This window comes from Vibrio sp. 1557, from assembly GCF_033340175.1.
GTDB classification, from domain to species: Bacteria; Pseudomonadota; Gammaproteobacteria; order Enterobacterales; family Vibrionaceae; genus Vibrio; species Vibrio alginolyticus.
On the sequence record NZ_JAWOVZ010000003.1, the window covers coordinates 146,513 to 159,946 of the forward strand.

A 13,434-nucleotide genomic window follows, 5' to 3' on the forward strand; every position below is an offset into this window, starting at 1 on the left:
GGATACGCAACGAGGCGGTATATTAGCAGAAAAAGTGTGAGCTTTATCATGGAGAGTGTTTCATATATGAGAAACCACAATGGCTATATGAGCGTCTAGCCATGGATTAAAATAAAAAACGGCGCTTAAAGCGCCGTTTTTATTGAGCTTATCACTCGTTAAGAAGCGTGTTGATTGTCTAGTTCTTCAGCGATAAATCCGCCAGTTTGATGCGCCCAAAGCTGGGCGTAAATGCCGTTATTCGCAATGAGTTCTTGATGAGAACCTTGTTCAACGATGCTGCCTTTATCTAGCACGATGAGGCGATCCATTTGTGCGATGGTCGATAATCGGTGAGCGATAGCAATAACCGTTTTCCCTTGCATTAATTCATTCAAGCTTTCCTGAATCGCTGCTTCGACTTCTGAATCCAGAGCCGATGTTGCTTCATCCAATACCAGCAATGGTGCATCTTTGAGTAGCACACGAGATATTGCGATACGCTGACGTTGGCCGCCAGACAGTTTCACACCACGTTCACCAACTTGCGCATCGTATCCGACATTACCAAATGGGTCGGTCAGAGTTTCGATAAACTCATGGGCATGCGCTTGCTTAGTGGCTTTCAGCAAATCTTCTTCTGTCGCATCTGGATTGCCATACAAAATATTGTCTCGAATTGAACGGTGTAACAGAGAAGTATCTTGGGTCACCATACCGATCTTTGAGCGCAAAGAGTCTTGTGTGACTTCTGAGATGTTCTGTCCATCGATCTTAATGCTGCCGTCTTCGACATCGTGGAAACGAAGTAACAAGTTCACCAAAGTCGATTTCCCGGCGCCGGAGCGCCCAACCAAGCCTACTTTCTCTCCTGGTTTGATGTTGAGGTCGAGATGGCTAATCACGCCTTTGTTCTCACCGTAATGGAAGCTGACGTTATCAAAGTGAATGCCTCCTTCAGTGACAACCAAGTCTTTTGCGCCTGGTTTATCTTTAATATCAATAGGCTTAGAGAGCGTTTTCATTCCATCGACAACGGTTCCCATGTTTTCAAAGAGGGCGCCAACTTCCCACATTATCCACATAGACATACCGTTTACGCGCAATGCAAGACTAACAGCAATCGCAATCGCTCCAACGCTAATGGCACTATCCAACCACAGGTAAATCGATAAAGCAGCAACGGAAAATACCAAAATATAGTTTGAGATCTCTACAGCGACGTCGAAGCCGGTCACTAGGCGCATTTGACGATAGACCGTATTCAAAAATCCTTTCATGCCTTGCTCGGCATATTGGGTTTCGCGCTGGCTATGAGAAAACAGTTTGACGGTTTGAATATTGGTATAACTGTCGACGATACGCCCTGTCATTGTCGAACGTGCATCGGCCTGCGCTGAAGCGACGTCTTTGAGCTTAGGGACAAAATAGATTTGGATAGCGATGTAAGCGAGTAGCCAGACGATCATTGGGATCATCAAACGCCAGTCTGCCGTCGCTAACATAATGATCATGCTGGTGAAGTAAACCGTAACGTAAACAAACACATCCATAGCTTTCATCACGGTTTCGCGCACAGCTAATGAGGTTTGCATGACTTTCGTTGCGACTCGACCTGCAAAATCATCTTGATAGAAGTTCAAGCTTTGATTGAGCAAATACCGGTGTGCAAGCCAGCGGATAGACATTGGGTAGTTGCCCAATAACGTTTGATGAACGAGCAACGAGTACAAGATCACCAATATAGGCATGACAACCAGCAATAAGGCTCCGTAGAAAATCAAATCCGATTTATTGTCTTGTAAGAACGTTTCTGGATTGCTGGTAGACAACCAATCAACCAGTTGTCCCATGGCGCCAAACAACATTACCTCAACAACAGCCACAATTGTGGCCATCAAAGACATGATGATCAAAGGCTTTTCATAACCACGAGTGTAATAACGCAGAAAAGCGAACATCCCTGAAGGAGGCTGATCCGGTGTAGATTTGGGGAACGGCTCTGTAAAGCCTTCAAATCGTTTAAACATAACTCATCCTAAAGTTAAAACAGTGCCATTTGGGGTGGCTAAATCCATCGATTCACGCTGCTTTGGACGAAACCGCGTGTATGAGAGTTTTTTGCCTGCTCCTCGATAAAGCAGACCGATTGACGAGAGGGGCGAAAAAATAGTCTAACCGATTGTGTCTTAAATGTAACTAGTTGGTTATGAGTGTGATTGTCTATGGTTCTGATTCTTATGATGAATTCTTATCATGTTCATCGTGGTGCCATAAAAGCTTAAACCTGCAAAGTGACAATAAAATTTAAGGAAAAATGAACTTAATGCAGCAAAAATTACTTTTGTGCAATTAAATTAATTGTCAAAACAGCAAAACTGAAGTTAACAATAAATTTACAATCTCCTCATTCTAGTGATAAGGAATGTATTGGATGCTATTACACGAATCAGTGACCCAATTTGCTAATGGGAAAGAAGAAAGCACGCAAAGTGCTCAGCGCCAAACCGCAAACTGCGTAGTGATGGTGCCACCGAAAGAGTTTCGTTTTAATGAAGAAACCGCACAAGATAATGAGTTCCAACATAAAGTGTCACTCAGCCAAGAAGAAGTCTCACGTCGAGTAATGGCCGAGTTCGCGAGTATGGTTGCAACGCTGCGTCAAGAGGGCGTTCAAGTTGTTGAGTTTGATTATCCAACTTCAGATGTTGCAACGCCAGACGCGGTATTTCCAAACAATTGGTTTAGCACTACGCCAGATGGCACGTTGTACACCTTTCCAATGGCCTGTGAAAACCGTCAAAAAGAAGTACGTCCCGATGCACTTGTGGCAGCACTAGCGCAAGCAGGGCGAGAAGTTCATCGACGCAGCAGTCTAACTGAATATCTTGACGAGCAAGCGTATTTAGAAAGCACGGGTGTGATGGTGTTTGACCACCTAAATAAAACGGTCTACGCCGCACTCTCACAACGTTGTGATCGTCTGGTTTTAGAAGATTACGCCGATCGTATTGGCTATGAACGAGTGATTTCTTTCCAAACTCGTTTGCCGTCTGGTGCGCCGATTTATCACACCAATGTGATGATGGCGGTTGGCGAACAGTTTTGCGTGATTTGTGACGAAGTGATCCCAGAATTTGAGCGTCGTTTTGTAATGAAGTCACTCGCCAAAGACAAGCAAGTCATCTCAATTTCGCTTGATCAGATGAACCAGTTCTGCGGTAACATTCTGCAACTAGAAACGATCAACGGCGACAAGGTGATTGCGATGTCGCAATCGGCGTACGATGCATTTTCACCAGCACAAAGAAACCAATTGGCAACGCACGGTAAATTGCTGCCATTCGACGTTTCTACCATAGAATCTATTGGTGGTGGTTCGGTTCGTTGCATGTTGGGTGAAGTGTTCTTACCGAATCGTAAAGCTGTGCTTTAATAAACTGCACATTTCTTTTCAGCCGCAGTGAAAGGCTGATGAAGCGTTCTCTTCAAGGGTTTTTAGCCGTTAGCTCTGTGGCAGTACAGACTAACGGCTTTTTTGCGCTTTTTAGTTTTCTGACGATTTGCGTAGGCGACGCTTGGTTTAAGCGCCTAAAATAGGATGGTCCACCTAGCAGATTGTGGTAAAGTCCGCGCCTGCGTTTTACCGCATCTTCATTATTTTTATTGCTTCTTCAACCCAAAGTACAAGGTTTTCGTTAATGCCATTTTCTACTCTCTCATTGAGTTCTGAGCTGATTCACGCACTGCCAAAAGACTTCAATAAGCCGACTGATATTCAAGCGTTAACGATTCCTGAACTGTTAGCAGGCAAAGATGTGTTGGCATTGGCAAATACAGGCAGCGGCAAAACCCTTGCTTATGGTTTGCCGTTGTTAGAAAAGCTCAATATAAATCCTCAGCAAAAAGCCCTGATTCTTGTGCCAACGCGTGAGCTGGTAATGCAAGTGAGTGAAGCAGTTAACCAAGTTGGTCAAGTTATTGGCATTAAAACAGTGTGCTTGTGTGGCGGCGTTGATAAAGAGCAACAACAGCAGGCGCTAGCGACAAATCCTCATATCCTTGTCGCGACGACAGGTCGTTTGGTTGACCTAGCAAACAATGGCCTGGATTTGAGCAATGTTCATTATCTAGTATTGGATGAAGCGGATCGTTTGTTGGATATGGGCTTTTGGCCTGACGTACAAAAGATTTCGATGCAAACCTTCAATCAGCGTCAAACCGCGATGTTCTCGGCAACGTTTTCAGATGAGTTGAAGGATAAAGCGAAGCTGCTTATGCAGGCACCAAAGCAAGTTGCAGCGCATCAAGAAAATAGCACCAACCAAGATATTGCTGAAACGCTGTACCTCGTCAACAAAGGCAGTAAAACCAAGGCATTGATTGAACTGATTCAAAAAAACGCGTGGGCTCAGGCATTAGTCTTTATTGGTGTGAAAGAGAACGCCGATGGCTTAGCGAAGAAGCTAAACAAAGCGGGCATCTCAACCAATGCGCTGCATGGCAATAAGAGTCAAGATGAGCGAGAAGAAGCATTGGCGCAGTTTAAATCTGGGCAAATTCAGGTGTTGATTGCCACCGATCTACTAGCGCGCGGCATTCACATTGAGCAATTGCCTGTAGTGATCAACTTTGAACTGCCAATGCATGCAGAAACTTATGTTCACCGAGTAGGGCGTACCGCTCGCGCTGGCGAGCAAGGTGTGGCGGTGTCATTGGTTTGTCAAGGTGAAATGGACGCACTAAACGCGATTCGTCACCTGACTCAACGTGCATTACCAGTGCAAGATCTGGCAGGTTTTCCAGTAACGGATAAGCCATCAACTGGCGAGAGCAAACGCGCGCCACGCGATAAAAAAGCCAACCGTCGAACTCATGCTAAGAAGAGCATTAAGCAGTTTCAAGGTAAGTCGAAACGCCCAGCCCCGAGTGCGAAGTAAAACAAAAAACACGCTCTTGACGGCATAGTCGGTTCAGAGCGTGGCTTACAAATTTTACTTTTGAGTATTAACGGCAGTTGGGCCAATCAAGCGCATTTCCCAATCTTCGACTTCACCAGTTTCTAGACGGCGCTCGACTAACTTGCCCCAAGACTCGACTAACGGCAGCTCAGACAGCTTAGTGAGTTCTTTTCTATCTAAACAGCCAGTGAAAACCGCACCCATGATGCGAGCCAGTGGCCATTCTGGATAAGGTCTTTCGCACAGAATAATCTCGTCACCTGCACCGATATCGCCTTCTTCCAACACTCGGAAATACCAGCCTGTTCGAAGCGTATCTTGCAGTCTTCTCGCCATATCGTGTTGGTCAAAGCGTACGTTAAGTTTCCAACAAGGCATACGACCTTGCGACACTTCCAGTAGTGTTGAGCCGATGCGAATTTTATCTTTCAAGCAAATCGTGGATTCGGTGACGCCTTCGGAGCTGATGTTTTCGCCAAAGCCGCCGGCGGATTGGAAAATTGGTCTTTTGCCTAATTCTTGTTGCCAGATTGGGTAGTGCTCGCTTGGGTAAATATGAAGCGCTTTTTGAATGCCACCGTGAAAGCGCGGATCACCTTGCTCATCACTGATAAAACCGAGCTCTGTTGCATGCTGGCGCTCAGGCAGCACTTGTTTGTTGATTGCGCTTTGCGCACCATGAGCATAAGGGACGGTTTTCCCTGCTAGCACAGCTTTTACGACGCCGATTTTCTTCATGTAACCTCCTTATTATTTGAATGAGAGATAAAGTGTTTACCTTCATTCGCAATGCGGAGCATGATAGCCTAGTAAACTTGTGTCGGTGTAGGGATGAAAAGACAACTAACAATGCTAACTCGCCAAATTGATTCGAAGTCAGGCGTCGTCACCTCCAATGAGATGATGGCCGCGAATCCCCATTCTCCTGTTTTAGTGAAAACCATCGACATGCCAAAAGGTTACATTGATGCGCTGCATCAACACACTTGGCATCAAATCATCTTTCCTATCAAAGGGTTATTGCAAACACAAACTGAGCATTATCAGCACTTGGTTCCGCACACCTCTGCGTTATTTGTTCCTGCGGGTGTTCAACACGAGTCGATTGCTCTAAGCAATACGATATTTGTTGGTATTTACCTCAACCCTGAGTTTGGTGCGACGTACGAGCCACAAGTGAGAACCATTGCTTTAACGTCGTTTTTAAATGAGCTTTTACAAGAGATCCGCAGACAGTGTGAAGGTGAGACAAGCCACGAAGAAGTGTTGCATTTGCTGGCGGTACTGCATGATCAAATTTTGAAACGCAACGTGCAGACATTTCAGTTATTGCTGCCACAAGACAGACGACTAAAACTGATTTTCGAGCGACTGACTGACGAGCCAGCGTTGAGCTGTTCGCTAAAAGAGTGGGGGGAGAAAATTGGGGCATCGGAGCGTACTTTATCACGGTTGTTCGCCAAGGAATTCAACACTTCATTTCTGCTTTGGCGGCAACAAATTCGGCTAATTTACTCGCTTTCTTTGTTAGATGAATCGTTGTCAATCCAAGCCATTGCAGACCTAGTGGGTTATCAAAACGACTCATCCTACATCAAAGCATTTAAAGCCTATTTTGATATGACGCCACAACAGTTTAGAGTGAACGGCGTATCGCGCAGGTAGAAATACAGAGCTTCGACTTCACTTAATGTTTTTGAGTAGAAGTTACGAAACTTTCTTTTTGAATTTCAATTACATGGTATGAATAACAATGGCACCAACGATAAATACTCGAGTGAATCAATTCTGTTTTGGTCAACCCAAAACATCGCTGTCGTTGGAAAAAGAGCCCCTCAATCCGCTTGCTCAGGGCAAGGTTCGGGTGAGACTGGAAGCTACAAACATTAACCCAAGTGACTTGCTTTCCATTCATGGTGTTGGGCAATACCGCCGCGTTCACGTACCACCTCGCGTGCCGGGGTTTGAAGCGGTTGGGCGTGTGGTGGAAGTCAGTGCAGTTGGTCAAACTGACCTTCAAGTTGGGCAAAAGGTGTTGGTGGCGATGAGTGGTACTTGGCAATACTACATAGATGCCTCGCCTGAGAATCTTTTTCCGCTACCTGAGAGTTTGGAGAACGGCTATGCCTGTCAGTTGTACATCAACGCGTTAACCGCGTGGGTGATCACCACTAAAGTAGCTAAGTTGAACAAAGACGATGTGGTGATCATCAATGCAGCAGGGTCAGCGATCGGTAAGATATTTGCCCAGCTCGCCCATTCACTGGGTTTTGCACTGATTGCTGTGACCTCAAAGCGAGACGAGTATCCGTACGATACCATTCCAGTGTTGGACGCAAAGAAAGACTTACAAGCGCAGCTGCAAACGCGCCAACTGCCACAACCAACGGTCGCTCTGGACGCGATAGGTGGTGAGGCTGGCACGGATCTCATTCGTACCTTGAAAGAAAACGGCCAATACATCAACTACGGAACATTGTCGTTAACGCCTTATACGCCTGAGTTTTTTGAATCGATGAAGGCCAACAACATCGACTTTAGTACATTCTTTTTGCGGTATTGGGAAGAATCGGTAGGTAAAGGCGGGAGAAAGACGGTGTTCGCTGAAATGTTAGAACACTTTATTAGCAGCGACATAAAGTTAAACGTTGCATATGATCTGTCGTTAGAGGACTTTCAAACAGCGATTGAAATGGTTGAGCGACGCTCGTCAGCAGTGTCAGGAAAAATCATTTTGACGCTGTGAATTACAGTGGGCCTGTTGAGAAAAGGGAGGATAAAATCCTCCCTTTTTTATGGGTTTACTTGTAATGATTGGGCTATTTTAGATGGAAGATTTGCTCTGTTTCGAGCGATGTCATCGCACGTACTTGACGCCAAATGTAATAAAAAATACCGAACATCATCAACATACTTGGGATGGCAATCATTGGGTAACTGTACAGCGTCATTTTTCCTAACTCTTCGTTAAAGGCAGCAGTACCAGAAGGGCTAGTCACAATCCAAGTCGCAAGGAAGTAGTTCATTGCAGATGAGAACGCAAAAGTACTTGCAAACAGGTAGTTAGAAGACATAAGGCAACGTTCGAACGCATCGGTTTTACCATTTTCTTTTAAACGTTGGTTAATCAACGCGAGGTTCAACACAGTGTCATTCAGTACTAACTTCTGCATCAGCGGGTAGCGGGTAAACGTTGAACCCAAAACCGCTAAACCGATCAGGCCAGGAATCAGGGCTTCTTTTAGTGCTAACCAGCGTGTATCAAGCTCTAACAAGCCGATGCCACCAGTTAGTAGAACACTGATAAAGCCCAGAGCAGAAATAAAGTTAAATTTCTTGTTACGGACAAGGTCCATACCGCCATAAATGATAGGAAATAGCAAAGCGACAACCAGCGCCATTGCTGTCCCTAGATGCTCATCGCCACTAAACTTCATCAAAATGAAGGAAGGGATAAATACGTTGAAAAGGATTTCAAATAAGGGATTCGGCTTTTTCGCCGTCGTGTTACTCATAATGTTTTACTGACTCTACTCTATGTCGGCTGTTATTGTACTTTGACAAGAAGTGTTCATCTAGTCGCGCTTGATGTAAAGCGTTAAAGCGTCGAGTTGTGTAACGACTTATGAAATAGACCGGAGCATAGCCAGTTAGTTTACATGATTGACTACTTTTTGTGTCTTAATGACTCTCCTTCTGTGCGATGATCTGATTACGCGCTCTGAATAATCGAGTCGCCACTGTGTTGTGGTTGAGCCTCAAGGCTTGGGCAATTTCATCATGATTCAACCCAGCCACTAAGCTCAAGAGCAACGGCTCTCGGTATTTGGGTTCGAGAATCATCATTTGTTTTTGAAGCCAATCTTGGGCCATGTCGTAGTCACTGCCAGGGTAGGTTTTTGTCTGTATTGCACACTCATCAATGTCGACAAAATCGTACTGTTTTCTATCAAAGCGCCGAGCATTCTCACGACGCAAAATAGTAATGAGCCAAGACTTCGCGGCGTTGGGGTCATTTAATTTATCAAAGAATCGCCACGCTTTCAGAAAGGTTTCTTGCGCTAAATCTTGAGCAAGGTGGTGATCTTTGCATAACCAATACGCGAGACGGTAAATCTCTTGGTATCGATCTTTCGTCAGTGCTTCGTAACGTTTATGTTTTTCCATAGCATTAAGATAAAAAGTTTGGAGAGCACGTTGTGTCTGCCAGATGAACGACAACCCTTTTTATCGCTTTTACAGTGATAAAAAGGGTTGTTCGATTAGGAAGACAAATTCGAAGAGTTAACCTTCCAAATATCGAAGGGTGACTCTGATTTCTTTCTTACACGCTTAAAATGGTTGGTTGGAAAAGCGTGAGTACTGGATGGCATCTGCGACTTCCTGAGCTTTAGACTCTGAAGTCATAAGGTGAAGTAGCTTAAGAGCAGCTTGATAGCTAACTAGGCTACCGTTCGAAGTGATAACGCCATCATCAATGACAAAATTCTGGTCGACTTGTACTTTGACTGCTGGGTAATCTCTTTGAAAGCCGTTTTCACCTCCGGCCCAAGTTGTTGCTTTTTTGCCGTTTAAAAGGCCAGCTTCGGCTAACAAATACGCGCCAGAGCAATTACTTGCCATCCAATCTGCCGCCTTTGAGGTAGTTTTAATAAAGTGAATGAGATCTTTATTTTCGATTAGTGCATCCATGTCATAGCTGGATGTTAAAACCAATACGTCGAGTTCCGGCAGATCACCAATCCAAGCATCCACACCAATTTTTAATCCTTCTTCAGTGGTGATGGTTTTCTGATCGGAGACGGAAATGGTGAGCACGTCATAATCACTAAACCAAGTGAGACGACTTGCGACGCCAAAAACCTCTAAAGGAGCAGTAACATCAGAGGTCAGTACGCCATCGTAAACCAGAATACCAATTCGTTTATCTGCGGCATGTGCTGTTTGAAGCACCCCAAAGAATAGGACTAGTGTCGCTATCAATAGTTGTAGTGCATTCTTCAATCCGTTTTTACCCATGGTTTTTTCCTCGCTAACAGAGCATCAAGTTATTGAGGTTCATTATATTTAGGCTAATTAGTGATTGAAGAGCCACTTGGTCTTTACTAAAGTGAATAAAATTCATGAATAGAGTTCATTGGTTATATGGATAAGATACGGTCCCTACGATTTTTTATTGCCACTTTAGATGGCGGTAGTTTTGCTGCGGCTGCCAAAGTGTATGGCACTGACCCTTCGACCGTGAGTAAAGCCATACATCGTCTTGAAAGCGATTTGGGTATACAGCTTTTTCAACGTTCTACGCGACAGAGCCGCCTGACAGAAGCTGGTCGTAGGTACGCAAATACTGCTAGGTTTGTACTGGAGGAGCTGGCGGCATGTGAGGATTCATTAAAAAGTCACAATGATGCGCTTTCAGGGCAGCTTAAGATTAATGTGCCAGTCTCGTACGGTCGCCTCTATATTCGTCCTTTATTAAAAGAGTTTTGTCGCCGCTACCCTAACATCACTATCGATATTCATTACGATGACGCCTACGTTGATATTATTGAGCAAGGTATTGATGTGTCGATTCGCTCTGGTGTCGTTCACGATAGTCAATTGATTGTGCGTCAGCTGAGCCCTATCGATTTTATCATTTGTGCCAGTCAGGATTACTTAGCGCGCCATGGTGTTCCGAGTGGCCCGGATGTATTCAATGACCATTCTTGGGTTCGTTTTCGTTTTAAACAAACGGGGAAACTGTTGCCGATTCGGATGCCAGAACCAGACGGTGCGAGTGAATATGACCCCGAAAGAAACTACATTGTAAATGACGGTGAATCCATGGCAGAGCTTTGCGCAGAAGGCTTAGGATTAACTCAGATCCCTCATTTTATCGCGAGAGACTGGCTTAAAGCGGGGCGTTTAGTGCCGATATTTCCGAGCATGCGCCAAGCAGGAAATGGCGTGTATCTTCTCTATGCCAACCGGGATTATGTGCCTGCACGAGTTAGGGTGTTCATCGATTTTATCACTCAAGCAATACAGGATATGGATGAAACGCCATTCCATACTTGGGCTGAAACGTTGCCGATTTATCGACCGAACCAAGGCGATTGAAAACTTCATGTGAGTCTTTGGTTAAAACCCCCTAAGCTATATGACGCTTTTATTGGTTTTTGTTAGTTTATTGGGCGTTATTATCGAAAAGCGCAGTTTGCTCTTCGTCACTCATAAAGGAAAGACAATGCCAACTAAGATCTTAGTGCCTGCTTTGGCCCTACTTCTCAGCGCATGTGGCGGCGATGGGGAGTCGTCAGCCCCAGCAGAAAGCGGCTCACAAAACACAGGTTCCACATCGTCACAAGGCACATTTGCCGAGCAGATGCTTGCAGCGGTCAACAGCGCTCGCTCTACTACACAACAGTGTGGCGCAACCACCATGCCACCTGTTGGGGCCCTGACTTGGAGCTACGATTTGGAAAGCGCCGCTTATCGACATTCAAGCGATATGGCGAACAGCGATTTCATGAGCCACACAGGCTCTGATGGCAGCAAAATGTCAGATCGAGTTAACGCAACGGGTTATGCTTGGAGCGCCATTGGTGAGAATGTCGCCGTAGGGCAAAGCACCATTAACGCCGTCGTGAATGCTTGGTTATCGAGTGAAGGTCACTGCCTTAATATCATGAGTGCGGATTTTGATCAGATGGGCGCGTCGCTTGTCGAAAATCACTCTGCACGTTACGGGTATTACTGGACTCAGGTTTTTGCCAAACAGCGCTAATGCGATAAAGAAGCCCGATAGATAAAAAATAAAACGCCAGCAGTCACTATCTGCTGGCGTTTTATTATTTACATCTCTTTTAGCTTGTCAGGTTACGAAGTTTTGGGTCATCCGCCAGGTATTCAACAAATTCAATCTCAAAACCTGCAGGGTCAACAAAATACACATTTTTGCGATATGGTTCATCAGCACCAGGTTGGGCAATCGGATAACCTGCATCGGTTAGTCTTTTGATGATTGCATCGACGTTGTTGGTCACATAAGCAAAATGCGCTAGCCCAACTTGGTGCCCGCTCAACTCGCGGTTTTCTCCTTCGCCATGGTCACTCATGGCTATGTATTGATACTCGTCGCCAAAATGTAGCCAGTTTCTTGGTTTGCCACTCCATTCGCCTTTACCTTCATCACGCACGTACCAATGTGGAAATGCAGTTTGGTAAAACTTCAGCATTTCAGGGATATCTTTCACGACTAAGTTAATATGTTCTAGTTGGATCATGATGTGCTCCTTTTTGTCATTTTCTAGCCAACGATGAATATGCTAATACCTCAAGTTAAGTTGAGGTGAAGGGCTTTTTTAAAATTTTTTAGGGTTGATATCTTTGGATCTGGATACATTGAGAGATTCGGTGGGTTTGGTGCTTTGAATCTGAGAGCTGGGTTAGGGGCTTGCAACCTTGTTTCACCTTTTGTTTGTTCGTGTTCTTGCTAAGCATTTTCGATCGAGTTTGTGGTGAGTAGATTCCCAGTCTCACCTAGGTTCGCGGGAATGACGGAAAGAGAGTGCTAAACGAAGAGCGTCATTCTGAAAGAGCCTAAGCGAGTATTTAGAATCTATTTGCAGCGCGTTTTGATGCCGGTGGAGTGAATTGAATTATCTGTGACTGTAAAACTTGCCACCTGCACTCGGAATGCTGAGATCTTAAGAGTTTGATATAAGCGAAGGTTAGATGGGATTGGTGGTTTGAGGTTGAGAGGAGGATCATGTTCATGAACCCTCCAACCGTTGATGCGTCACGTGTATGTGTGTGAATGTCTTTCGTTCGAGCTTTAGGTAGGTAGATTCCCAGTCTCACCTAGGTTCGCGGGAATGACGGAAAGAGAGCTAAACGAGCAGCGTCATTCTGAAGGAGCCTAAGCGAGTATTCAGAATCTATTTGCAGCGCGTTTTGATGCCGGTGGAGTGAATTGAATTATCTGTGACTGTAAAACTTGCCACCTTGCGCTCGGAATGATGAGATCTTAAGAGTTTGATATAAGGGGGAGGTTAGGTGGGGTCGTTGGTTTGAGGCTGAATGTTGGGTTAGGTGTTTGCAACCTTCTTTCACCTTTTGTTTGTTCGTGTTCTTGCTAATCATTTTCGATCGAGTTTTTGGTGAGTAGATTCCCAGTCTCACCTAGGTTCGCGGGAATGACGGGAAGAGAACGCTAAACGGACAGCGTCATTCTGAAGGAGCCTAAGCGAGTATTCAGAATCTATTCGCAGCGCGTTGTGATGCTGGTGGAGTGAACTGAATTATCCGTGATTGTAGAGCCATTCCCTCCAGTTTGAACTCGGAGCGCTGAGGGATTTGCTTACACCTCTCCCCAAACCAAAAAAGCCAGCAGTTAATACCTGCTGGCAAAGTCTTTGGGCTTCTAGGTTTTTTGATTTTATTTCTTGTTACTCATCGCTGTCACGGTGCCCCGATTGGTTTTCCGGGGAAGAAAACACAGCACCGTGCG

At 45.1% G+C, this 13,434-nt stretch carries 12 protein-coding genes; 6 read left to right on the top strand and 6 right to left on the bottom strand.

The features are described from left to right. Positions 1–158 precede the first annotated feature (158 nt). A complete protein-coding gene (locus tag R7070_RS06405; RefSeq protein ID WP_005374597.1) occupies positions 159–2,009 on the bottom strand; it encodes an ABC transporter ATP-binding protein in 1,851 nt (616 codons plus the stop codon). Between the two features lie 404 nt (positions 2,010–2,413). Here R7070_RS06405 and R7070_RS06410 point away from each other — a divergent pair, with 404 nt between their 5' ends. Then, complete coding sequence (locus tag R7070_RS06410) at positions 2,414–3,415, top strand: arginine deiminase-related protein (protein WP_005374598.1); 1,002 nt, start codon at positions 2,414–2,416, stop codon at positions 3,413–3,415. A 265-nt stretch (positions 3,416–3,680) separates the two neighbouring features. Next, on the top strand, positions 3,681–4,919 hold the full coding sequence (locus R7070_RS06415) for a DEAD/DEAH box helicase (RefSeq protein WP_256900196.1): 1,239 nt from the start codon (positions 3,681–3,683) through the stop codon (positions 4,917–4,919). Positions 4,920–4,973: 54 nt separating this feature from the next. On the opposite strand, the gene R7070_RS06420 is transcribed toward R7070_RS06415, so the two are convergent. Continuing rightward, positions 4,974–5,678: an MOSC domain-containing protein gene (locus tag R7070_RS06420; protein ID WP_256900197.1), complete on the bottom strand. Its 705-nt coding sequence runs from the start codon at positions 5,676–5,678 to the stop codon at positions 4,974–4,976. A gap of 111 nt (positions 5,679–5,789) precedes the next feature. On the opposite strand from R7070_RS06420, the gene R7070_RS06425 reads away from it, so the two are divergent. Both R7070_RS06425 and R7070_RS06430 read left to right on the top strand, forming a co-directional pair. Beyond that, positions 5,790–6,605: an AraC family transcriptional regulator gene (locus R7070_RS06425; protein ID WP_175413520.1), complete on the top strand. Its 816-nt coding sequence runs from the start codon at positions 5,790–5,792 to the stop codon at positions 6,603–6,605. 88 nt (positions 6,606–6,693) lie between these two features. Continuing rightward, positions 6,694–7,686 (top strand): zinc-dependent alcohol dehydrogenase family protein, encoded by a 993-nt coding sequence (locus R7070_RS06430; protein WP_054578591.1) that lies wholly within the window; start codon positions 6,694–6,696, stop codon positions 7,684–7,686. 73 nt (positions 7,687–7,759) lie between these two features. Here the strand turns inward: R7070_RS06430 and R7070_RS06435 are convergent, their stop codons facing one another. From R7070_RS06435 to R7070_RS06445, 3 genes are all read right to left on the bottom strand, one after another. Beyond that, positions 7,760–8,455 (bottom strand): VC0807 family protein, encoded by a 696-nt coding sequence (locus tag R7070_RS06435; RefSeq protein ID WP_005383527.1) that lies wholly within the window; start codon positions 8,453–8,455, stop codon positions 7,760–7,762. 166 nt (positions 8,456–8,621) lie between these two features. Then, complete coding sequence (locus tag R7070_RS06440; protein ID WP_255209459.1) at positions 8,622–9,152, bottom strand: sigma-70 family RNA polymerase sigma factor; 531 nt, start codon at positions 9,150–9,152, stop codon at positions 8,622–8,624. Between the two features lie 120 nt (positions 9,153–9,272). Then, the gene (locus R7070_RS06445; protein ID WP_005374612.1) at positions 9,273–9,959 is read right to left on the bottom strand and encodes a DJ-1/PfpI family protein; all 687 of its coding nucleotides are present in this window, start codon (positions 9,957–9,959) and stop codon (positions 9,273–9,275) included. A gap of 126 nt (positions 9,960–10,085) precedes the next feature. On the opposite strand from R7070_RS06445, the gene R7070_RS06450 reads away from it, so the two are divergent. Then, positions 10,086–11,042, top strand: coding sequence for a LysR family transcriptional regulator (locus R7070_RS06450; protein ID WP_054576541.1), 957 nt, complete (start codon positions 10,086–10,088; stop codon positions 11,040–11,042). Positions 11,043–11,169: 127 nt separating this feature from the next. After that, the gene (locus R7070_RS06455) at positions 11,170–11,709 is read left to right on the top strand and encodes a CAP domain-containing protein (RefSeq protein WP_005398264.1); all 540 of its coding nucleotides are present in this window, start codon (positions 11,170–11,172) and stop codon (positions 11,707–11,709) included. A gap of 79 nt (positions 11,710–11,788) precedes the next feature. On the opposite strand, the gene R7070_RS06460 is transcribed toward R7070_RS06455, so the two are convergent. After that, positions 11,789–12,208, bottom strand: a complete 420-nt coding sequence (locus R7070_RS06460) for a VOC family protein (RefSeq protein ID WP_005374615.1) — start codon at positions 12,206–12,208, stop codon at positions 11,789–11,791. Positions 12,209–13,434: the final 1,226 nt, after the last annotated feature.

Coding starts and splice junctions, on each gene's coding strand:
- R7070_RS06405 (WP_005374597.1), bottom strand. CDS start 2,009: ATGTTTAAACGATTTGAAGGCTTTACAGAGCCGTTCCCCAAATCTACA.
- R7070_RS06410 (WP_005374598.1), top strand. CDS start 2,414: ATGCTATTACACGAATCAGTGACCCAATTTGCTAATGGGAAAGAAGAA.
- R7070_RS06415 (WP_256900196.1), top strand. CDS start 3,681: ATGCCATTTTCTACTCTCTCATTGAGTTCTGAGCTGATTCACGCACTG.
- R7070_RS06420 (WP_256900197.1), bottom strand. CDS start 5,678: ATGAAGAAAATCGGCGTCGTAAAAGCTGTGCTAGCAGGGAAAACCGTC.
- R7070_RS06425 (WP_175413520.1), top strand. CDS start 5,790: ATGCTAACTCGCCAAATTGATTCGAAGTCAGGCGTCGTCACCTCCAAT.
- R7070_RS06430 (WP_054578591.1), top strand. CDS start 6,694: ATGGCACCAACGATAAATACTCGAGTGAATCAATTCTGTTTTGGTCAA.
- R7070_RS06435 (WP_005383527.1), bottom strand. CDS start 8,455: ATGAGTAACACGACGGCGAAAAAGCCGAATCCCTTATTTGAAATCCTT.
- R7070_RS06445 (WP_005374612.1), bottom strand. CDS start 9,959: ATGGGTAAAAACGGATTGAAGAATGCACTACAACTATTGATAGCGACA.
- R7070_RS06450 (WP_054576541.1), top strand. CDS start 10,086: ATGGATAAGATACGGTCCCTACGATTTTTTATTGCCACTTTAGATGGC.
- R7070_RS06455 (WP_005398264.1), top strand. CDS start 11,170: ATGCCAACTAAGATCTTAGTGCCTGCTTTGGCCCTACTTCTCAGCGCA.
- R7070_RS06460 (WP_005374615.1), bottom strand. CDS start 12,208: ATGATCCAACTAGAACATATTAACTTAGTCGTGAAAGATATCCCTGAA.